Below are 19,857 nucleotides of genomic sequence, written 5' to 3' on the forward strand. Positions count from 1 at the left end.
TTCCTCTATGCGGCATTGGCTCGTAGCTGCATGAAGACGCCCAGCCGGTCAGCGACCTGCCAGTGGCTATTCAATAGCCCGCCCTCGAAGCCGTAGATCGTCATCCCGGTCATCGTTATGATCTTGCCCGTGGCTTCAAAGCCCGCCACCGGCCCCAGATGCGTGCCCTGCCAGTTCCAGGACACAGCGATCGCATCGTCATCGGCCAGCATGGAAACCACGTCGAACGACTGATCCGGGAAGGGCGCCCGCGATTTTTCAATCCGGTCCCGGTAACCGGGATGGTCCAGGACCTGACCTTCCCACGGATCGCCGGGGTCGTTCAGAATGGCATAGCGCTGAGCAATGAAGTCCGGAATCGCGTCGTAGTCGCCGCGGCTCCAGATCCGGTCGAGGAATTCGGACAGGATTTGTTTTTTCTGATCGCCGGTCATGCTGCGCCCTCCAGATCGAGCCGCAAATGCGGTTCGCCGTTCGAGGTCCGGGTCACCGTCTCGCCATTGCGTTTGATGGTCGCCTGGATACGCCGCCGGAAGGCGGAGAAACTTTCAAACGTCACCACATCGACAGCTTCATCGAGGTCGAGCGAGATCCGCATATAGGCTTCATCGCCGCCAAGCGGTTGCAGGGCGACAATGCGGGCCTTGAAAGCCTGTCCCAGATAGCGGCCGCCAATCGTGCCGCCGACAGCCAGCGGAAGGGGTGGCCGGTTACCGGCAGCGGCATGCAGGGTGTTCCAGTCACGATAGCCATATTGCCGGGCCACCAGTTCCAGCGATTCACCATGCTTGATGAAGTCACCGTCTTCGGCGAGTGCGTTGCGCAATCGCCGGGCTTTTGCCTTGAGGTCTGCCAGTGAAGGCAGGGGCGTGGAATGAGTCATTGTTCCGATCCTTCGTCAGGATCCCGATACGCGCAGAAGGGGTCCGCATTGCCTTCATTCCGGGATCACGAAAGATGCCGAAACAAGTTTACAAGGGGCTTTCACCAGAGGATTGCTGATCCCGCGGACGGCCGGCAGCCCTGACCGGTCGCGGTGAATACGCGCGCCTGGCACCAAGGTCAAGTGAACAGGACTATTGTGCGCCCGGCGTGCCCTCGGCGGAGACGATGCGGGAAGCGGGTGTGTCACCCACTTCGGCGGCGTTCCGGGCATTATCGCGAATGGCGATAATACGGTCGCGTTCGGCCTCGAACAGAGGGATTTCACCTTCTTCCAGCGTCCGGCCGGTCGGAAGATCCAGCGCCATCGGGTTCACCGACTGGCCATTATGGTGCACCTCATAATGCAGGTGCGGTCCGGTAGAGCGGCCAGTCGTGCCGACATAGCCGATCACCTGGCCCTGCTGGACACGCGCGCCTGCGGTCACACCGCGGGCAAAACCCTGCATGTGCGCATAGGCAGTCTGGAAGCCGTTGGAGTGACGGATGCGGACATAATTGCCGAAAGAACCGAAGCGGTCAGCGCGTTCCACCACGCCATAACCGGCCGCATAGATGGGCGTGCCCCGCGGCGCGGCAAAGTCGGTACCCCGGTGCATCCGGTTGTAACCGAGAACCGGATGGTGGCGCATGCCATAGTGCGAGGACAGGCGTGCGCCATTGATCGGTGTCATCATCAACAGGCGCTGGGCGCTTTCGCCATCGGCGTTGAAATAGGCGACCTCGCCATCCTCGGCCTCATAACGGAAATATTCGAGCGGCTCGCCGCGTCCGGCATACATGACGTAGAGCACGTCGCCGGTGCGCATCACATTGCCGTCTGAATCCAGGAAGCGTTCGAAGACCACATCAAAGCGGTCGCCCTCACGGATGGAGCGCTGGAAGTCGACCGCATAGGCCAGAACGCCGGCGAGCTCGACGACAATCCGGTCGGTCGAACCCGCGGCCAGTGCATCGACATAAAGGCTGGTCGTGATGGAGCCGGAAGAGCGGACCAGTTCGCGCTCGAACTCGGCGGTCATCTCGCGGGCCCGGTAGGAACCGTCTTCCAGGCGTGAAACGGTGATCGAACGCTCGATATCCGGCCGGAAGGAAAAGCCGGTCAGGCGTGGCCCCTCATCCTCGGCAGCATCCCGCGGCGTTTGCAGATATACCGTGATATCCTGTCCGGCGCGCAGGCGGCGCACTTCGAACACCGGTTCCAGCGAATTGACGGCGCGGGCGACTTCGCCGGCGGGCGCGCCGGCATCATTGAGGACGCCGGCCAGGGTTCCGCCACTGGGCACGGTGGCGACAATCGTCTGCGTGTCCAGCGGACAGGCCACGCAATCCGTGTAGAATGCCGCATGTTCCAGTGCGCGCAGCTCATCAACACTCGTGATCGTGTATTCCAGCTCACTGCGCTCGATCTCGATCGCTTCGACGGCCTCCGCCGAAACCTCTGCAAGTCGGGCCGGTTCGGTGGCCTCGGCCGGCTCTGCGCCCAGACGGCTGATAATCAGCGCGGCGAGCAGCACAACCGACAGCACAATGCTGGCGATTACCGCCACCGAACGGCGGCGAACATCATCGAGGGAACGTACATCAAAACCGGACATTTCTGGCCTTTAATGGATAGCTAACTTGCTTCGTTCAACGATTAGCAAGAACCGCGCCCGCTGCGGTCCGACATCGTTAGTTTCCAATGCGGGCAGGACAATGACGTGACCGAAGGATATTGCCAAGTGTTTACTGACAGTACGTTTACGTAAGATCAGGACAATGCGGCAGAATCATGTATCAGGATAAAACATGACCGAGACCAGCCCCGCCGATATGGCGCCCGAACAACTCGCCGCGCTGCTGTGCGCCCGTCTTTGCCACGATCTTGTCAGCCCGGTGTCCGCCATGGGCATGGCGTTCAGTGTGCTGGATGACGAGGACGCTGATTCCATGCGCGAGGATGCCATCGAACTGGTCCGGGAAAACGCCCGCCAGGCCGAGGCCAAGCTGTCTTTCGCCCGCATCGCGTTCGGCGCTGCTGGCTCCGCGCCGGGGGTCATGGAGAGCGGCGAGCTGAAAAAGCTCGCCGAGGATTATTTCTCGACCCTGCGCCCGGACCTGGTCTGGAAGGTTACCGAGGCCGGCCTGGAAAAAACGGCAGCCCGTCTCCTGCTCAATCTGTGCATGGCGGCGGGATCGGCGGCGGCCCGCGGCGGTACGGTGACGGTGGAAGCCAATGATGACGGCGCGGGCGGAACCCGCATGCGCCTGGTGGCCGAAGGTCCGCGCGCCGAGCTGAAGCCGGATTTTGAGGCTGCATTGAATGGCCGTGAACCGGAGGATGGTTTCAATGGCCGCTCGATCCAGCCTTACTATGCCGGGCTGATTGCGCGTTCGGCTGGCGGCCGCGTGACAGCCAATCAGGGCGAGGACCGCGTCGAGTTCGTGGCGCTGATCGCGCCCAAGGCTTCACTCGCAGCCTGATCCCTCAAAGTCCTGTTAACCAAAGCGGGTGACGATTCTGTTCCCAATGCGATGCATCGCGTAAGGAACTGGAATACACCATGAAATCTTGCCTTGTCGTGGACGATAGCCGGGTCATCCGGAAAGTGGCCCGCCGGATTATCGAGAGCCTCGGCTTTCACGTGGATGAGGCGTCAGACGGGGCAGAAGCCCTTGAGACCTGCCGCGCGGCCATGCCGGATGCGATCCTTCTGGACCGCAACATGCCGGTGATGAACGGCATCGATTTCGTCAAGACGCTGCGTCAGGACCCCGGCGGCGACAAGCCGGTCGTCATCTTCTGCACCACAGAAAATGACATTCCCTCGATCACCGAAGCGCTGCGTGCCGGGGTCGACGAGTACATCATGAAGCCTTTCGACGCCGAGATCGTGCAGTCGAAATTCCAGCAGGTCGGACTGATCGGGGAGGAACGCCGTGCTGGATAACGGGGCCATCAAATCCATCTCCGCCGAGGCCCGCCGCCGTGCGGGTATCGCCATTCCCAAGGGCCAGACCTATCTGGTGGAAGCCCGTCTCGCGCCCATCGCCCGTTCAGAGGGCTATGAAAGCCAGGAAGACCTGATCAACGCGCTGGCGCAGGTGCCGGAAGACCGGCTCTGGCGCCGCGTCGTCGAAAGCCTCGCAGATCACGAGACCTGGTTCTTCCGCGACCCGGCCCCGCTCGATCATTTCATGTCCGATATTCTGCCTGTGCTGGCCCGCATAAAGGCACGCAAGGCACCGATCCGCATCTGGAGCGCAGGGTGCGGCACCGGGCAGGAAGCCTGGTCGCTGGCCATGCTGCTGGAGGAACACAAGGACCGTCTGGCCGGCATCGATATCGAGATCGTCGGCACCGATATCTGCAGCCGCGCGATCGACCGGGCCCAGACCGGCGCCTATTCCCAGTTCGAGGTTCAGCGGGGCCTGTCCATCCATCGCCTGATCGAACATTTCAAACCGTCGGGCAATCAATGGGTACTGAAGGATTCCGTGAAGCGCTGGGTCCGTTTCGAGCGCGGCAATTTGCTGAAGCCCCAGGAAAATCTGGGCGAGTTCGACATCATTTTCTGCCGTAATGTCCTGTCAGGCATGACCCCGGATGCGCGCAAGCATACGCTGGCGCAATTGGCGACGCGGCTCGCACCGGCCGGCTATCTGGTGCTCGGTCCGGGAGAAACCATTGCCGGGGCCGGTGACCTCTACCGGTCTCTGACCGGTGCACGCGGTGTCTATGCCCGCACCATGGACCGGCAGTCGAAACAGGCGGCCTGAAAGGGTTAGCCCCGGTGGGGTGAACAATACCGAGCCTCACAAATACGGCATCATAAACACTAGCTCGAACGTGAGCTCCACTGACTCGTTCCTCCCCACCCAGTAGAGCGAATAGCCCGAACTGTCTTGGATGCCCGCAATCCACTCCTGGGAGATGGGGTTTTCATACAACAAGTAGACTTCGGCTGGCCCAAAATGACCAATACCTTGGGCGGGGGGTTCGCGATCATCGACGATTATTTGATCGTCCAACAAGTCGAAGACGGCTGCAGCTCTCGGCGTGACTGAGAGGACATCAGAGATCGTTGGGCTTGAAGGAACTCTAGCGCAGTCATGGTCAATGAATTCCGCAGAAAGGTCGTTCAAACGCCCCGAATAAAACTCTGATGCCGCTCTTCGACCGGCCTGGGAAAAATAGGCGCTGCAGATTCTTTGCCTCGGCGCGACATGCAGAATTATTCCGCTTTCGCGGAGTATTGCGAGATGGGTGTCTTCGAGAGCGGGCAAGTCGGTATTTAGGCTCTCTGGCCAGCGTATCCGGATTATTCCATCGTCGCGCCTGCAGGCTTCGAGGTTCGGGATGTTCTGCGTCATTTCCGAAAAGAACTGATTGGCAGTTCGGGTCGGATCCAAAATTTCTTCGAAAATCTCCGCGTAATAGGCGCTAAAACAACGAATGTGGAATTCATAGCTTTCTCGGTCTTGGAAAGAGAGCCGCGCTCGCCGAGCAATGGTTTGAACCGCAGCAGAAAATGCATTTTGAGCATCCTCTGAACGGCCTGAATCCAGATAGGCAGCAGCGATGCCAGCATGAATTTGTAGTTGTCTGGCATTGGCATGATCGCGAACATGCGCATGCGGTGGAACGAACCGGGTGAAGAGCGGTTGTTGTTCGAGGGGCAGGCCTTCGTATCGGTCAATTGCGGGGCGCTCTTCTCCCGCCTCCAGCAGCATCTGGATAGCGAATAGATCGAGCGATAATCGAGCTGAGGCTCGGAGGTCGTCATTGCCTCGCTGCGACGCCAGAAATGACACAAGCTGCCATTCGGCATTTGGAAAAAACACAGGATTTCGAGATTCCAGATACCAACGCGCGGTATCCACCGACATATCCGGCCTCGCAAAAACGTCTTCCAGAAAATTGTCATCCGCATTGTAGACGGCCACATCCGCCAGCACTTCCACGGCAAACGGCCATCCTGATAAAAGGTCCTCGAACGGTGCGCGATTAGTCCTCGATACGACCGACTGACCGGCATATTTCAGCAATTCCGTGCCAAGCGGATGAGATTTAATATCGTCGAATGCCTCAAGCAGGTCTGGCCGCTGAGACAGCTCGCAAACGTTTCCCCAGCCACTGACATTCCAGAGAGGGCAGGTTTCGCGCCAACGATCCAATCGGAGAATGAACCGCGCGGCTTCCTCCGCGTGTTGAATAGACAAATCTTGATTTCGTGACAGCGCCGCCAAAGCCTGGCGTCTGTTTTCGCTGGCCATCGAATACCAGAACTCGATTGCCGGTAGATCATTCAGGGGCGCGCCCCACCTTGATCGACCCCTTTCCTGAATAGCCTGGAACTCAACGTGATCCGCATCCGAGTAGATGGGCTCACGCAACCCGCAAGCAGCTAAAACGAGAACAAGGGCGAGGACGAACAACCGCATCGCTATTCCATAATCGCCCTAAAATTGTGGGTCAATCGGAGGAGTCGAAACGGTGCTATCTCCCTCTCCTCCGGCTCCAGCCGGATCTGCTCTGCCAAGGCATAAGCCATACCCCCGCGTCACCACACTCCTGATATCAGGCAAAGAAAAAGCCCGGAGCGGGGGCGCCGGGCTTTTCCTGCTCGAATGAAGGATGATGGCGTCAGGCCACGTCCTTCTGCTCAACCGGATCTCGCAGCACATAGCCACGGCCCCAGACGGTCTCGATATGGTGCTGACCGCCGGTGGCCGAGGCGAGCTTCTTGCGGAGCTTGCAGATGAAGACGTCGATGATCTTCAGCTCCGGCTCGTCCATGCCGCCATAGAGGTGATTGAGGAACATTTCCTTGGTCAGGGTCGTGCCCTTGCGCAGGGAAAGCAGTTCCAGCATCTGGTATTCCTTGCCGGTCAGATGCACGCGATGACCGTCGACCTCGACCGTCTTGGCATCCAGGTTCACGGCAATATCGCCCGTCTTGATGATTGACTGGGCATGGCCTTTCGAGCGGCGGACAATGGCGTGAATCCGCGCCACCATCTCGTCCTTGTGGAAAGGCTTGGTCATGTAATCGTCGGCGCCGCAGCCCAGACCGCGCACCTTGTTGTCGATATCGGCATTGCCGGTGAGGATCAGGATCGGCGTGTCGATTTTCGACATGCGCAGCGTCTTCAGGACGTCGAAGCCGGGCATATCCGGCAGGTTCAAATCCAGAAGAATAATATCGTAGTCATAAAGCTTGCCCAGATCGACGCCCTCTTCGCCGAGATCTGTCGTGTAAACGTTGAAGCCTTCTGACTTGAGCATCAGGTCGATCGATTGCGCTGTCGCACGATCATCTTCAATCAGCAAAACCCGCATGGAGTATCTCCGCCCCGCTGCGCAACGAATCACTCCGTTGCTAATTCCATGGTTAACGTGCTTCGGACGGTAGATGCAAAGCGTTAACGAAAGTTAACCGCGATTTGACTCAACTGGCAGAATCGAGTCCGTCCCCGATTCGTTCCCCACGCCTGCCCTGACTCGCAATTCCACCCGTTTTGGCGCTAGTGTGCCTGCAATTACGTATCGGGGAGGTTGAAATGCGTTTTGCAGCGGGAGCGATCGCAGCATTAATTATTTCTGCGGCGGCGGTGGCACAGAACCCCGTTCAGATGTCGGTTTTACCCAGTGCACGCGCTGGCGGCCTCAACGAGCCCATCACTTTCCTGGCGACGATCGCGAACGGAGATGACATCGATTATGATTGTCAGGTCCTGTATGGTGGATTCTTCCCGGGCGCCCAGGGCGGCCGGGCGCTCTATTATCCCTGGGATGAAACGAACATCACCGGCCCGGCAAACGGTGTCGTCAGCATACCGGCAGGCGGGCATCAGGATTATATCGTCGAGATCACCGTACCGAATGCCTATTTCGGACCGCTATACAGCGCCATCCAATGTGACGGCCCCGGCGGAGAAAGGCTGAACATTCCCCGTCTGACCAACGTCAATGATTTCTCGGTCAACATCTCGAACAGCAATCAGCCCGATATTATCACCATTGGCGCGACCCCGTCCGGGGATGGCGTTGCCCGCATCCTCGAGGGAGGGCCACGCATCGCCCTGATGACGCTGGCGGCCATCAATATCGGCGATACCACAAACGGTATCATTGCCGAGCCGCGGATCAGCAATTTCGATATTCTCAACGACAACTACAACATCACCGTCTGCGAGATCGACGCCTCTGCCATCTGTATCGGCGAGGAGGCGCGGCGTCTGACGCTGGATTCCTGGGAGAATGGCGAAGTGCGCCTGTTTGCAGTGCGCGTTCCGGTGCCCGCTGAGCTGGGCATTCCGTTCTTCCCGGACATTTTGCGCCTGGGCCTGGACTTTGTGCCGGCCGGTGCAGCAGCGCTCAAACAGCCGGGCATTGAAGCGCCGCAGGCCGAGTGGGAAGTCCGTGTCGGGGGTTTCTACAATGCGCTGGTCGCCCATGGATCCGGGGGGGACACGCCCGATCCGGTCCAGGAATGTCACGTCAATCCGGGCGGCGATGTCGGTGATATCCTGTCGCGCAATCGCGGTGTGTTCATTTCCAGCTTGCCGGACAACGGGAATGGCATTCTCTATGGCGGCATCATGTTGGCGGACGATCAGGCCGATGAACGCGACCGGGATTTTGTCCCGCTGTTCGGAATTGTTGACCCGTCATCATCCTCGGTTGCCATGACCGCCCACGGTACGGGCACCGGCAATACCCAGGTTACCGATGCCATCATCAATATGACATTGACCGGATTCGGCACGCTGAATGGGGGCATACAACTGACCTGGGAGGGTGAAACCGGTCAGTCCAACGATTTTGGTTCATCCGGACAGATCCGTTGTGCGCCTGCGCCATTTGGCGGAGCGATTGATGGATCCATCCCGGTGGCGGGCAGCTTCGGCAATATAATGATCAACGAGTATTCCGGGGATGACATTATCGAAGGTGGCGTCATCGACTTCGTCGACGGTGACATGACTATCGGTGAGCAGAATTTCGGGCCGGTCACCTATTTCACCGACGAAAATGACACCGCCGCTCAGATCGGAGCCGCGAGTGTGTCGCAGCCGGTCTACACGTTCGGCGCTCCACAACTCGGCTTTCACGGCTTCATGCTTGGCGGAAGCTGGGGTGAAACCAATGAAGCCGCCGGGAATGATGCCGATTGTCTCTTCCTGGTCACCTCGGGCCTGCCGGACCCGAGCGCAGGCGAAGGCGCGACGATGGATGCCGGTGTTTATCGCCTGGCACGAATTGATGACGGCACGGGCGAGCCCATTGCCATTCCGGCGCCGGCCTGCCGTTTCTGATTGGATTAACGGTTCAGCATCGATGCAGCGGCTGAGAGCTGCGTCCGCTGAATTTGCTTCGCCGCGTTTACGTGCCTCTAACCCCGATTTGATAGCTTGAGCCTTCACTGCGCCCAAAACAGGCGCTGAAGGATCAAGAATGCAGGCACTGATCGACCGCATCGAGAAGCTGGACCCGCGTGTCATGACAGGGCGCGTCACGGGTGTGAATGGCTTGCTGGTCGAGGTCGAGGGGCCGTCCAGCGGATTGGCGCTCGGCTCACGCGCCAGTGTCGGAACCGCTACGGGCATGGCCAATTGTGAAGTCGTCGGCTTCAAGGGCCCGTCTGCCATCATGATGCCATTCGAGCCGGTCGACGGGATCAGGCCCGGCGCTCCGGTCGCGCTGGATCCGACCGTCGCGACGGTACGCCCGTCTTCAGGCTGGCTGGGCCGCGTGATCGACGGGTTCGGAAAGCCCCTGGACAATGACGGCCCGCTACCCAAGGGCCATATCTCCTATCCGCTGCGGGGCGCGCCGCCTTGTGCCCATGGCCGCGGCCGTCTGGGACCGCGCATGGATCTGGGTGTCCGCGCTCTCAATGTTTTTGCGCCGATGCGCCGCGGACAGCGTCTTGGCGTCTTTGCCGGATCAGGCGTTGGCAAATCAGTGATGATGTCCATGCTCGCGCGCAATGCCGATGCCGACGTCATTGTTATCGGCCTGGTCGGCGAACGGGGCCGGGAGGCCCGCGAATTTGTCGAGGACGTGCTCGGACCGGAAGGCCGCCGCAAGTCGGTGGTCATCACCGAAACCTCTGATGCGCCGGCGCTGGCGCGCCGTCAGGCCGCCCAGCTGACACTCACCGTTGCCGAATACTTCCGGGACCAGGGACTGGATGTGCTTTGCCTGATGGACAGCGTCACCCGCGTGGCTCTGGCCCAGCGCGAGATAGGCCTTGCCGCTGGCGAGCCGCCGACCACGCGGGGCTATACGCCGTCTGTCTTTGCCGAATTGCCGCGCCTTCTGGAACGCGCCGGGCCGGGGCCAAGCGGAACCGGATCCATCACCGGCATCTTTACCGTGCTGGTTGATGGCGACGATCATAACGAGCCCGTTGCCGATGCTGTGCGCGGTATCCTCGATGGTCACATCGTGATGAGCCGCGACATTGCCGAGCGCGGCCGCTATCCCGCCATCGATGTATTGCGCTCGGTCAGCCGGGTTGCGCCTGAAGTCTATGAAAACAATGAAGCCGAGCTGGTGCGCGAAGCCCGCCGCACGCTTTCGGTCTACACCGACATGGAAGAATTGATCCGTCTCGGCGCTTATGCCGCCGGATCAAATGCCCAGACGGACCGCGCCATCGCGCTCAATGATCCGCTGGAAGCATTCCTCGCCCAGGGCAAGGACGAAGCCACATCCATAGAAGAGAGCTTCGCCACTCTGGCCGGGATTTTGGGTGGTGATGGAGAAACACAATGACACGGTCTCACGAACCGCTGATCCGGCTGGCCCGGTTCAAGGTGGAAGAGCTTCAAAAGCAATTGGCCGATATCGACCGGGTGCGCCAGTCGCTGATTGACCAGGTCGAGCGGCTTGAAGCGTCCGTCCCTGAAGAACAGGCTGCCGCGACACAGAACAAGGATGGCTTCCTGGCCTATGGCAGCTATGCCCAGGCGGTGATCAAGCGGAAGCAGAATATCCGCGCGTCCATGGACGAGGTCGACCAGCAGGCCGACGAGATCCGGGAACGCCTGGAAGGCGCTTTCAGGGAGCTCAAGAAATACGAGCTCCTGGAAGAACGCCGTGTGGCGCGGGTCGAAGAAGCACTACGGGCGGAGGAACAGGCGGAAGTGGACGAGATCGCCCAGTCCCGCCGCCGGGCTGCGCACTAACGATTGCCGGAGAAGAAGGCTTCAAACAGCGGCGCAGCCGCTTCGCTGTAATAGAGAGCCTCGGGGATGTCGCGGCGAACCGCGGCACGGGCCGAGAAGAAGGCGGCGAAGACCGGGGCCCGGGCATCCGGTGCGCCGAATGCGCTTTCGAAATCCGACTGCAGATCATCCAGCTCGCTTTCCTCGACCAGCACCCAGACATGCGTCAGGGCACCATCGGCAAACACGAATTCTGCTAACCGCTCCGCGCCGAAATAGTCATAGCCCTGACAGTCGACCTGGACGTGACTGGTCGTCGCCAGCGGCATCTCGGCAATGTCGAACTCGCGAACGATATGGCTGTCGCAGATCGCGTCGAAATCATGGGTTTCCGGCCCGGCGCCAAAGTGGAAGTCGACAGGGGCGCCAACAGCGGGCGGGGACAGGCTGAGCGAAACGGCAGCAATCAGAGACAACATGGGAAACTCCTTGGTTTCCCTGACAGATGCCCGCCGGCGGCTAAACAGATGCGGGCAATGTCAGTCCGTGGTGCCGGCCGCTACCGGTACCGGTGCGGGACACATGCCGGGATCGCAGGAGCGCAGCGAATGGATGAGCGTTTCCGCGTTTGATATCTCGCCTTCGCTGGAGGCCTCGATCCAGGCATGAAGCCAGCGTGGGATGCCCGCTGCCTCGGCCCAGACGCGCTCGATATAATAATCGATCCGGCCTTCACCATCGGCCCGCCACCTGACGGTTTCCAGGCCCTGCCTCCGTTCCGACCACTCGCCACCGACGGCGGTCTCTGTGTCGAAGCTGACGGCGACAAAAGCCTGCGAACCGTCTTCGAACCGGAAGTGATAGATGAAGGGATCGGTCTGATCCCGCGGCGCTTCAAGAACGGCATTTGCGGGCATCCGGACACAAAAACTCCACCCTGGCAGTGTGCAGCCATTCGGCAGAAGCGCCGCGCTGAGGGCGGAGGCCAGCAAGGGGCCCATCAGGCCCGGAACCGGCCTTTCAGCGTGAACAATAGGCCGATCAGCACGAAATAGATGAAGACGGTCGACAACAGGACCAGGCCGCCGCGCCCGTCCAGCCGGGTCAGCATGTAGTTGAAGGCGAGATCCGGCGGCATGCCGGTGCCAATCCGGAAAAAGTAGGGTGTCACCGTGTCAGCCACGAAGGCCAGACCGACAACAACGGGCAGCTGTGTCATCCGCCGCATGATCAGGGCGCCAAACAGCGACCAGACAAGAATCAGCCACCAGTCCATGGCTGTAAAACCGTCTGAAACCCTGTCGATCACTGCGTCCATGGCATCAGACCTTACGCTGCTTCGCGTCCTGCGGCGAGCCCGGCTGCGAGACAGGCAATATCCTTCATGGCATCGCAGTCCGGCGAACGCAGGCTAAGCGGTGACTGGGCACGGATCGCCAGCGGCACATGCTCATCACGTGAGACCAGACCGGCGAGCGCCGGGGCAAAGCCGAGAAAACTCTGACAGGTCTTGCGGAAGGCACCGTAGGCTTCGCGCGCCTTGTTCAGCGTCGGGGCATTGTTGACGACCACCAGTGGAGCGGCGCTTTCATCGCGGATGCGCAGCCGTTTCACAAAGGCATAGGCGTCAGTCAGAGAGGTTGGCTCATCATTGATGACGATCAGCACATCATCAGCTGCCATGGCGAGGCGCAGCGTGGAATCGTCGGCACCGGCGGCCAGATCGAGAATGGCGCGCTCGTAGGACAGCGCGATGGTTGCGCAGGCAGCGGCCAGCCGGTTCACGGCATCCGGCCGCAACCCGGCCAGTCCGCCGGAGCCCGAACGCCCGGAGATGACATCAAAACCGCCAGGTTTTGCCGGGCCGCCCAACACAGGGATGCAGGCATCTTCCAGAAGGACCTGTCCGGACATCACGGCGGCCAGATCGGCATCCGGCTGCAATCCCAGCTGAACGTCGATATTGGCCATGCCCAGATCACCATCGATCAGCAAAAGGCGTTCGCCTTTGCTGGAAAAAGCCTGGGCGAGGGCGGCGGCCAGAACGGTCTTGCCAACACCCCCCTTGCCGGATGCAACGGCCAGTATCCGCCCCGCAGGGGCATGAGACGGCAGGTTCATGCCTCGTCTCCCTCCAGCATCGCGTCCTCGGGCAGATCCTGCAGATCCAGCAGGGTGCGGGCGAAACGCAAGGGTGTCGCCGGAGCCAGCCCGGCACCGATATAGGGGCTGGCCGACAGGTGCGCATAGGCCAGGCCGGCCTCACCGGCGGCCAACATGGCGCCCTTGCGCCGGGCACAATCGGCTTTGGTGATCAGTGTCCGGCAGGCACCGATCGAAGCCATCAGTGACGCGGCCTCGAAGGCATCATCAGGGCTGGTTCCGGCTTCGATCACGGCGATGATTTCGGCCTCCGCAGCGGCTGCGAAAGCCGCCGTCATGTCGAGATCATCCAGATCAAACGGATTGGCGGCAGGCGCATCGATCAGCACCAGCTGGTCGCCGGCCGCCTGCACGAGAGCTTCTGCATCGCGCGGATCGTCGGCCAGCGCATGAGGCAAACACAGCTTTTCGGCCAGTTCTGTAATACGCGCTTCCGCGCCCGCGCGCTCGCAATCAGTGGCGATCAGCAGCGCTGGAACGCCGTGCGCGGCCGCGCGGGCCGCGACCCGGGCCAGCGTTGCGGTCTTGCCGGAACCGGGAGCGCCGGCAAACAACAAGACTTCGCCGGGCTGTCCTTCAATGGGAGCAAAGCGGTAGCGGCTTTCCATGCCCTGGGCCAAAAGGTGTGCAGCCGGACCGTCTTCCTGCATTTCGCAGAAGCGGGCCAGAGCCTCGATGGCGCTGTCGGGAACGCGGTGAAAGCCAAGCGCGCGGATAATGCGGTCTATACCGTCGGCATCATCGCCGCGCTGACGCACAATCTCGCTATGGATTCGTTCGGCGCGCTCGCGCGGAGCCTCCATGACATCGCCGCCCATGGGCTGATCTGACGCTGCGCGGACCTGAACACCGCCACCAGGCGCATCGCTGGTGGCGACGATGATGGCATCCTCGCCCAGCTCCCGCCGGATGCTGGCCATCGCTTCAGAGAGGGAAGGGGCGGAAAAGGTCTTCAGCCGCATTGCCTAGATATGCCCCATGGTTTTCAGACGGGCCGTCGGGTGGATCTCGTTCTGCCCCATGACGATGGTATTGGCGCGAAAGCGCTCCACCAGCGAGCGCACATAGGGGCGAACGCTGGGACTGGTCAGGATGGCCGGCGTCTCGCCCTGCTCGGCGGCCCGCTCGAAGGCGTCGCGGACGGCTGCCACAAACTCGTGCAGTTTCGACGGAGCCAGCGCCAGCTGTTTGCGCTCGCCATCGCCGATCATGGCCTCGGCAAAGGCCTGCTCCCATTGCGGAGACAGGGCGAGGATGGGCAGCTGACCGTCAGGACCGGAATTCGCATGGCAGATCTGGCGGGCCAGACGCGTGCGCACGTGTTCGGTAATCGCGTCGACATGCTGGGAATGCGCGCTGGCTTCAGCAATGCCTTCCAGAATGGTTGGCAGATCGCGGATCGAGATCCGCTCCTTGAGCAGGTTTTGCAGGACACGCTGGATACCGGCGCGGGAAATCTGCGACGGCGAAATATCGTCGACGAGCTTCTTGTGCTCCTTCGACAGGCCGTTGATCAGCTTGTCGACCTCGGCATAGGACAGAAGCTCCGGCATGAATTCCCGCAGGATCTCCGTCAGGTGTGTCACCAGAACTGCCGACGGATCGACAATCGTATAGCCGCGGAACGTGGCTTCCTCGCGCATATTCTCGTCGATCCACGTGGCCGGCAGGCCAAAGGCCGGTTCCTTTACATGCTCGCCTGGCAGGTCGATCTGATGACCCTGCGGATCCATGACCAGCAGATGCTTCAACATCACCTGGCCTTCACCGGCCTGCATCTCCTTGACCCGGATCACATAATCATTCGAGCCGAGGCGCATATTGTCGATGATCCGCACGGACGGCGTCACGAAGCCCGTCTCTTCCGCCATGGTCCGGCGCAGGGCACGGATCTGGTCGGTCAGCTTGCGGCCTTCCACATCATTGATCAGCGGCAACAGGCCGTAGCCCAGCTCGATCTTCAATTCGTCGATGGCCAGGGTTTCCCCGATCGGCGGTTCGGCCGCTTCGGCCTCGGCCGATTCCTCCGCCACTTTTGCGGCTTTTTCGGTTTCCTGATTAGTGGCTTTTCGGTTTGCCGTCATGGCCAGGCCGACAGCGCCGGCAGACATCAGCGCAAACGGGATCAGCGGCATGCCGGGCAGAAGGCCGATCACGCCAGCGGTCGCTGCGACCATGTAGAGGCCCTGCGGATTCCCGGCCAGCTGGCCATAAAGAGCCTTGTCGGCCTCACCTTCAACGCCGGCCTTGGAGACCAGCAGACCGGCAGCCACCGAAATGATCAGCGCCGGGATCTGTGAGACCAGGCCATCGCCAATGGTCAGGGTCGAATAGGTCGAGGCGGCGGTGCTGAAATCCATGCCCGACTGGGCAATGCCGACGACCATGCCGGCAATAAGGTTGATGGCCGTGATCAGAAGGCCGGCCATGGCATCGCCGCGGACGAATTTCGAGGCACCGTCCATGGCACCGAAGAAATTGCTTTCGCCTTCCAGCTCCTTGCGCCGCGTGCGGGCCTCGTCCTCATTGATCAGGCCTGCCGACAGGTCGGCATCGATCGCCATCTGCTTGCCGGGCATGGCATCGAGGGTGAAGCGGGCGGCAACTTCCGCGATCCGGCCGGAACCCTTGGTGATGACGACGAAGTTCACAATCACGAGGATGATGAAGACAATGACGCCGATCACGACATTGCCCTGCATTACAAAGGCCCCGAAGGCCTCGATCACCTGACCGGCCGCATTGGTGCCTTCTGCGCCATTCGACAGGATCAGCCGTGTCGAGGCGATATTCAGGCCCAGCCGTAAGAGGGTGGCGATGAGCAATACGGCCGGGAAGGCCGAGAATTCCAGCGGCTTCTTGATAAACAGCGCTGTCATCAGCACCAGAACCGAGAGGGAGATGGAAATCGCCAGCGCGATATCCATCAGCAATCGCGGCATCGGCAGGATCAGCATCACCAGGATGCCCATAATGCCGATCCCCAGAGCGATATCGCCCCGCAGGCCCTTTTTCAGGAAGCCTAGAAGGTCAAACCCGCCCTGGCCGGTCCGGGAGGAGGCTGTTGCGTCTGCCATCTATTCTTCAGGCCGCACCCGCACGTGTTTCACCCGGTTGCGGTACGCTGACGCCCTGCTCTGTGTAGAGCTTGAGCTTGTTACGCAGCGTCCGGATCGAAATGCCCAGAATGTTTGCGGCATGGGTCCGGTTGCCCAGACAATGATCCAGCGTTTCAAGGATCAGATCCTGTTCCACTTCCGCCACTGTCCGGCCGACCTGGTTGCGCTGGGCCACATCGGCGGCTTCCGCAGCGCGGGAGGCGGTTGTCGTCGCCGAGCCGGTAAACAGCGAGCCATCCGGCATGCGGATCGCTTCCGGACCGATCTCCTGACCCGAGGCCAGCAGCACGGCACGGTGCATGGTGTTTTCCAGCTCTCGCACATTGCCCGGCCATTCGCGGGAGATGAGCGCTGTTTTCGCGGTTTCCGAAATCGGGCGGTCGCCAAGGCCGTTGGCAGCCGCATATTTGCGGGCGAAATGCTCAGCCAGCGCAATTATGTCTTCCGGGCGTTCGCGCAGCGGCGGCAGCGCCAGATTGACCACGTTCAGGCGGAAAAGCAGGTCTTCACGGAATGTGCCTTCGGCAACCGCCTTTCGCAGATCGCGGTTGGAGGTCGCCAGAACACGGATGTTCACCTTGACCGGGCCGTTTCCGCCAACCCGGTCAATCTCGCGCTCCTGAAGCGCCCGCAACAGCTTGGCCTGCAGCCTGGCGTCCATCTCCGAGATTTCGTCCAGCAGCAGCGTACCGCCATTGGCTTCCTCGAATTTGCCGATCCGGCGGGCCACGGCGCCGGTAAAGGCGCCTTTCTCGTGACCGAACAGCTCGGATTCCAGCAGGTTTTCCGGAATGGCGGCGCAGTTCACCGAGATGAAGGGCGCAGCCGCCCGCTTCGACTTGTTGTGAACATAGCGGGCCATCACTTCCTTGCCCGAACCACTTTCGCCGGTGATCAGCACGCTGGCATCGGAAGCCGCGATCTGGTTGGCGAACTCGATGACTTTCTGCATCGCCGCGTCGCGCGCGATCATTGGTTGCTCATCGTCCGCAACGGCTTCGAGGACAGCGGCAATCAGATCGGCTTCGGGCGGCAGCGGAATGAATTCCTTGGCCCCGGCACGAATGGCGGAAGCTGCAATGTCCGGCTTCACATTCACACCGCAGGCGACCACGGGAACCGTGATACGCTCGGATTCGTTGGCGGCAATCAGTGCGGCGATATCCAGTGAGGCATCGACCATCAGTAGGTCGGCACCCTTGCCGGCCCGCAAATGATTGGTGGCCTGGTTGATTGTATCGACCTGAGCGACCTTGGCGCCGCGATCAATAGCGATTTTCGCCGCTGTATGGAGTTGTCCTCCAAGGCTTCCTACGATGAGCAAGCGCATGGCCTAACCCTCCTTGCCGTTGCCGAACGAATTTGCGGTCATGCCGAATCTCCGTCCTTGATGATTTCCGTCATGGTCACGCCCAGCCGGTCATCGACCACGACGACTTCGCCGCGTGCGACTAGACGGTCGTTGACATAGATGTCGATGGCTTCGCCCACTCTCCGGTCCAGCTCGACAACCGAGCCGGCCTTAAGTTTCAAAAGCGAATTCAATTCGATATGAGTTTTCCCGAGCACCGCCGAAACATTCACTGGAACATCGAAGACGGGCGCCAGATCCGTGGCTGACTTCTCATCCTCATCCGCCAGTGTTGCGGCGATGGCACCGGCCTCCGCCTGAGCGGGTGCCGGGACATCGGCGCCCGGCGCGTCTGCCTGGCCGTCGAAATCCGGAAGTTCGAGATCGTTTTCTTCGGACATGGTCCTGCTCCTTATCCCTCAGCCGGTCCGGCGTCGGGGTCTTCGTTTCCAGGCGCTTCCGGCCGGTCCTCCGGCGCCGCCGCCTGCCATTCGGCGACAAGCGCCTCGATTCTGGTCTCCAGATCGGTCTGCGAACGCTCGATCGTGCCTGATCCCCAGGCGAGCCGGCAGTCAGCGCCGGCCATATCCGGATTGGCGCGAACCTTGATCGCACCTTCAAACCCGATTTCTGCGGCAGTCTGTTCGAGGACCTGCGCCACAATGCCGGCGATCGGCCCGGCGCATTCGACAGCAAAATGCGGTTCACCACGAAGATCTGTCATGATCTCCTCGATAAACCGAACCACGCCTTCGGCAGCATTTTTGTCGATTGCGGCTCCGGCAATCTTTCTGGCGGCAATCAGGGCCATACGAGAGGCGTCAGCTCGCAGACTTTCGGATTCACCCTGCAGGCGTGAAAGGATCATCTGCATTTGCGAAGCAACCGCCTGCACCGCCGCGGCCTGCTGATTGGCGGCCTGAGCGGTTTCGGATGCGACGCCGGCCTCGAAGGCTTCCTTGCGGACGATTTCCACTTCATCCGCAGTCAGTATCCGCTTGACGCGATCACCATCGCGCAGCACTTCGCCGTCCTTGGAAAAGACGGTTCCGAAGTCAAATTTGCGCGCTGCGTCGGTCATTCATGCCTTCCTAGTAGATCAACTCGTCTTCGCCGCCGCCTTCGGCCAGCAGGATTTCGCCCTTGGCGGCCAGGTCCTTGGCGCTGGCAACCATGGCGGTCTGGGCCTGGTCGACATCTTTCAGGCGGACCGGGCCCATGGCGGCCATGTCGTCCTTGAGAATCTTGGCCGCGCGTTCGGACATGTTCGAGAAGAAGAGATCGCGCAGGCTGTCGGACGCGCCCTTGAGGGCCAGGCCGAGCTGATCCTTGTCGACAGCGCGCAAAAGCGTCTGGATGCCACCGGGGTCGAGCTTCGAGAGATCCTCGAATACGAACATCAGGGCGCGGATCTTCTCGGCGCTGTCGCGATTGCGTTCTTCGAGCGCGGCGAGGAAGCGGTTCTCGGTCTGGCGATCGAAATTGTTGAAAATATCCGCCATCATTTCATGGCTGTCGCGCTTGGATGTGCGCGCCAGGTTCGACATAAATTCGGTGCGCAAGGTTTCCTCGATCTTGTCGAGAATCTCCCGTTGGACCGGCTCCATGCGCAGCATCCGCATGACCACTTCCAGCGCGAAATCCTCGGGCAGAGCCCCCAGAACGCGCGACGCATGTTCGCCTTTCACCTTGGACAGGATAACGGCGACGGTCTGCGGATATTCATTCTTCAGATAATTGGCGAGAACGACCTCGTTCACATTGCCCAGCTTGTCCCACATGGTCCGGCCTGCCGGACCGCGCAGCTCCTCCATGATGCCTTCGACTTTTTCGTCGGGCAGGAAGGAATTGAGCAGGCGCTGCGTGGCCTCGAACGAGCCCATCAGGGAACCGCCCTGGGAAATCTGGCTGGCAAAGTCGACGATCAGGCGTTCGACCGCCTTCGAAGATACATTGCCGAGATTGGACATGGCCTGGGAAACCTCCCGGATTTCCTCCTCGTCCATCATCTCCCAGAGCTGGTGCTCCTCATCGCCCAGTGCCAGCAGGATCACCGCAGCGCGTTCCGGCCCAGCCAGTTTGCCGGGATCGTCAATCGTGCGTTTTCCGTCGCGAGACATC

General features: G+C 60.8%; 21 protein-coding genes. 6 read left to right on the forward strand and 15 right to left on the reverse strand.

Translation table 11 applies throughout. The features are described from left to right. Positions 1 to 5 precede the first annotated feature (5 nt). The 3 genes from V0U79_RS06910 to V0U79_RS06920 all read right to left on the reverse strand — a co-directional run bounded on the left by V0U79_RS06910 (position 6) and on the right by V0U79_RS06920 (position 2,540). Positions 6 to 434, reverse strand: coding sequence for an ester cyclase (locus V0U79_RS06910; protein WP_330198750.1), 429 nt, complete (start codon positions 432 to 434; stop codon positions 6 to 8). Further along, positions 431 to 883 carry a glyoxalase superfamily protein gene (locus tag V0U79_RS06915; RefSeq protein WP_330198751.1) on the reverse strand — a complete coding sequence of 151 codons (453 nt, stop codon included), beginning with the start codon at positions 881 to 883 and terminating at the stop codon, positions 431 to 433. Before V0U79_RS06915 ends, V0U79_RS06910 begins: the two co-directional genes overlap by 4 nt. Positions 884 to 1,076: 193 nt before the next feature. After that, positions 1,077 to 2,540, reverse strand: a complete 1,464-nt coding sequence (locus tag V0U79_RS06920; protein ID WP_330198752.1) for a M23 family metallopeptidase — start codon at positions 2,538 to 2,540, stop codon at positions 1,077 to 1,079. Between the two features lie 193 nt (positions 2,541 to 2,733). Between V0U79_RS06920 and chpT the strand changes: the two genes are divergently transcribed. From chpT to V0U79_RS06935, 3 genes are all read left to right on the forward strand, one after another. Next, positions 2,734 to 3,408 (forward strand): histidine phosphotransferase ChpT, encoded by a 675-nt coding sequence (gene chpT / locus V0U79_RS06925; protein ID WP_330198753.1) that lies wholly within the window; start codon positions 2,734 to 2,736, stop codon positions 3,406 to 3,408. Positions 3,409 to 3,488: 80 nt separating this feature from the next. Then, positions 3,489 to 3,875 (forward strand): response regulator, encoded by a 387-nt coding sequence (locus V0U79_RS06930; protein WP_330198754.1) that lies wholly within the window; start codon positions 3,489 to 3,491, stop codon positions 3,873 to 3,875. Next, positions 3,865 to 4,704, forward strand: coding sequence for a CheR family methyltransferase (locus V0U79_RS06935; RefSeq protein WP_330198755.1), 840 nt, complete (start codon positions 3,865 to 3,867; stop codon positions 4,702 to 4,704). Before V0U79_RS06930 ends, V0U79_RS06935 begins: the two co-directional genes overlap by 11 nt. Positions 4,705 to 4,740: 36 nt before the next feature. Here V0U79_RS06935 and V0U79_RS06940 read toward each other — a convergent pair whose 3' ends face one another. Together V0U79_RS06940 and ctrA are read right to left on the reverse strand one after the other, a co-directional pair. Beyond that, positions 4,741 to 6,369 (reverse strand): hypothetical protein, encoded by a 1,629-nt coding sequence (locus tag V0U79_RS06940; protein WP_330198756.1) that lies wholly within the window; start codon positions 6,367 to 6,369, stop codon positions 4,741 to 4,743. A 202-nt stretch (positions 6,370 to 6,571) separates the two neighbouring features. Next, complete coding sequence (gene ctrA / locus V0U79_RS06945) at positions 6,572 to 7,267, reverse strand: response regulator transcription factor CtrA (RefSeq protein WP_330198757.1); 696 nt, start codon at positions 7,265 to 7,267, stop codon at positions 6,572 to 6,574. Positions 7,268 to 7,488: 221 nt separating this feature from the next. Between ctrA and V0U79_RS06950 the strand changes: the two genes are divergently transcribed. The 3 genes from V0U79_RS06950 to V0U79_RS06960 all read left to right on the forward strand — a co-directional run bounded on the left by V0U79_RS06950 (position 7,489) and on the right by V0U79_RS06960 (position 11,124). After that, a complete protein-coding gene (locus V0U79_RS06950) occupies positions 7,489 to 9,246 on the forward strand; it encodes a hypothetical protein (RefSeq protein ID WP_330198758.1) in 1,758 nt (585 codons plus the stop codon). Between the two features lie 139 nt (positions 9,247 to 9,385). Continuing rightward, positions 9,386 to 10,711: a flagellar protein export ATPase FliI gene (gene fliI, locus V0U79_RS06955; RefSeq protein ID WP_330198759.1), complete on the forward strand. Its 1,326-nt coding sequence runs from the start codon at positions 9,386 to 9,388 to the stop codon at positions 10,709 to 10,711. Then, positions 10,708 to 11,124, forward strand: a complete 417-nt coding sequence (locus V0U79_RS06960; RefSeq protein WP_330198760.1) for a flagellar FliJ family protein — start codon at positions 10,708 to 10,710, stop codon at positions 11,122 to 11,124. Before fliI ends, V0U79_RS06960 begins: the two co-directional genes overlap by 4 nt. On the opposite strand, the gene V0U79_RS06965 is transcribed toward V0U79_RS06960, so the two are convergent. The 10 genes from V0U79_RS06965 to fliG form a co-directional block, all read right to left on the reverse strand. Beyond that, the gene (locus V0U79_RS06965) at positions 11,121 to 11,582 is read right to left on the reverse strand and encodes a hypothetical protein (RefSeq protein WP_330198761.1); all 462 of its coding nucleotides are present in this window, start codon (positions 11,580 to 11,582) and stop codon (positions 11,121 to 11,123) included. The two genes, V0U79_RS06960 and V0U79_RS06965, sit on opposite strands and share 4 nt — an antisense overlap. 60 nt (positions 11,583 to 11,642) lie before the next feature. After that, positions 11,643 to 12,020 (reverse strand): hypothetical protein, encoded by a 378-nt coding sequence (locus V0U79_RS06970; protein WP_330198762.1) that lies wholly within the window; start codon positions 12,018 to 12,020, stop codon positions 11,643 to 11,645. Positions 12,021 to 12,103: 83 nt separating this feature from the next. Then, a complete protein-coding gene (locus V0U79_RS06975) occupies positions 12,104 to 12,421 on the reverse strand; it encodes a hypothetical protein (RefSeq protein WP_330198763.1) in 318 nt (105 codons plus the stop codon). Positions 12,422 to 12,432: 11 nt separating this feature from the next. Next, positions 12,433 to 13,224 (reverse strand): nucleotide-binding protein, encoded by a 792-nt coding sequence (locus V0U79_RS06980; RefSeq protein WP_330198764.1) that lies wholly within the window; start codon positions 13,222 to 13,224, stop codon positions 12,433 to 12,435. Further along, the gene (locus V0U79_RS06985; RefSeq protein ID WP_330198765.1) at positions 13,221 to 14,186 is read right to left on the reverse strand and encodes a flagellar biosynthesis-like protein (FlhF); all 966 of its coding nucleotides are present in this window, start codon (positions 14,184 to 14,186) and stop codon (positions 13,221 to 13,223) included. The genes V0U79_RS06980 and V0U79_RS06985 overlap by 4 nt, the downstream gene beginning before the upstream one ends. 45 nt (positions 14,187 to 14,231) lie before the next feature. After that, a complete protein-coding gene (flhA, locus tag V0U79_RS06990; protein ID WP_330198766.1) occupies positions 14,232 to 16,343 on the reverse strand; it encodes a flagellar biosynthesis protein FlhA in 2,112 nt (703 codons plus the stop codon). A gap of 7 nt (positions 16,344 to 16,350) precedes the next feature. Then, a complete protein-coding gene (gene flbD / locus V0U79_RS06995; RefSeq protein WP_330198767.1) occupies positions 16,351 to 17,715 on the reverse strand; it encodes a sigma-54-dependent transcriptional regulator FlbD in 1,365 nt (454 codons plus the stop codon). Between the two features lie 38 nt (positions 17,716 to 17,753). Beyond that, a complete protein-coding gene (gene fliN, locus V0U79_RS07000) occupies positions 17,754 to 18,137 on the reverse strand; it encodes a flagellar motor switch protein FliN (RefSeq protein WP_330198768.1) in 384 nt (127 codons plus the stop codon). Between the two features lie 11 nt (positions 18,138 to 18,148). Then, complete coding sequence (locus V0U79_RS07005; protein WP_330198769.1) at positions 18,149 to 18,817, reverse strand: FliH/SctL family protein; 669 nt, start codon at positions 18,815 to 18,817, stop codon at positions 18,149 to 18,151. A gap of 10 nt (positions 18,818 to 18,827) precedes the next feature. Then, positions 18,828 to 19,856, reverse strand: coding sequence for a flagellar motor switch protein FliG (fliG, locus tag V0U79_RS07010; RefSeq protein ID WP_330198770.1), 1,029 nt, complete (start codon positions 19,854 to 19,856; stop codon positions 18,828 to 18,830). Between the last annotated feature and the right edge of the window lies 1 nt (position 19,857).

Origin of the sequence: Hyphobacterium lacteum, from assembly GCF_036330345.1 — a bacterium.
In the GTDB taxonomy this organism is placed as follows: domain Bacteria; phylum Pseudomonadota; class Alphaproteobacteria; order Caulobacterales; family Maricaulaceae; genus Hyphobacterium; species Hyphobacterium lacteum.

Coding starts and splice junctions, on each gene's coding strand:
- ctrA (WP_330198757.1), bottom strand. CDS start 7,267: ATGCGGGTTTTGCTGATTGAAGATGATCGTGCGACAGCGCAATCGATC.
- V0U79_RS06960 (WP_330198760.1), top strand. CDS start 10,708: ATGACACGGTCTCACGAACCGCTGATCCGGCTGGCCCGGTTCAAGGTG.
- V0U79_RS06930 (WP_330198754.1), top strand. CDS start 3,489: ATGAAATCTTGCCTTGTCGTGGACGATAGCCGGGTCATCCGGAAAGTG.
- V0U79_RS06985 (WP_330198765.1), bottom strand. CDS start 14,186: ATGGCCAGCATCCGGCGGGAGCTGGGCGAGGATGCCATCATCGTCGCC.
- fliN (WP_330198768.1), bottom strand. CDS start 18,137: ATGTCCGAAGAAAACGATCTCGAACTTCCGGATTTCGACGGCCAGGCA.
- V0U79_RS06975 (WP_330198763.1), bottom strand. CDS start 12,421: ATGGACGCAGTGATCGACAGGGTTTCAGACGGTTTTACAGCCATGGAC.
- V0U79_RS06970 (WP_330198762.1), bottom strand. CDS start 12,020: ATGCCCGCAAATGCCGTTCTTGAAGCGCCGCGGGATCAGACCGATCCC.
- V0U79_RS06980 (WP_330198764.1), bottom strand. CDS start 13,224: ATGAACCTGCCGTCTCATGCCCCTGCGGGGCGGATACTGGCCGTTGCA.
- V0U79_RS06950 (WP_330198758.1), top strand. CDS start 7,489: ATGCGTTTTGCAGCGGGAGCGATCGCAGCATTAATTATTTCTGCGGCG.
- V0U79_RS06940 (WP_330198756.1), bottom strand. CDS start 6,369: ATGCGGTTGTTCGTCCTCGCCCTTGTTCTCGTTTTAGCTGCTTGCGGG.
- V0U79_RS07005 (WP_330198769.1), bottom strand. CDS start 18,817: ATGACCGACGCAGCGCGCAAATTTGACTTCGGAACCGTCTTTTCCAAG.
- V0U79_RS06915 (WP_330198751.1), bottom strand. CDS start 883: ATGACTCATTCCACGCCCCTGCCTTCACTGGCAGACCTCAAGGCAAAA.
- V0U79_RS06965 (WP_330198761.1), bottom strand. CDS start 11,582: ATGTTGTCTCTGATTGCTGCCGTTTCGCTCAGCCTGTCCCCGCCCGCT.
- V0U79_RS06910 (WP_330198750.1), bottom strand. CDS start 434: ATGACCGGCGATCAGAAAAAACAAATCCTGTCCGAATTCCTCGACCGG.
- fliI (WP_330198759.1), top strand. CDS start 9,386: ATGCAGGCACTGATCGACCGCATCGAGAAGCTGGACCCGCGTGTCATG.
- flbD (WP_330198767.1), bottom strand. CDS start 17,715: ATGCGCTTGCTCATCGTAGGAAGCCTTGGAGGACAACTCCATACAGCG.
- fliG (WP_330198770.1), bottom strand. CDS start 19,856: ATGTCTCGCGACGGAAAACGCACGATTGACGATCCCGGCAAACTGGCT.
- chpT (WP_330198753.1), top strand. CDS start 2,734: ATGACCGAGACCAGCCCCGCCGATATGGCGCCCGAACAACTCGCCGCG.
- V0U79_RS06920 (WP_330198752.1), bottom strand. CDS start 2,540: ATGTCCGGTTTTGATGTACGTTCCCTCGATGATGTTCGCCGCCGTTCG.
- flhA (WP_330198766.1), bottom strand. CDS start 16,343: ATGGCAGACGCAACAGCCTCCTCCCGGACCGGCCAGGGCGGGTTTGAC.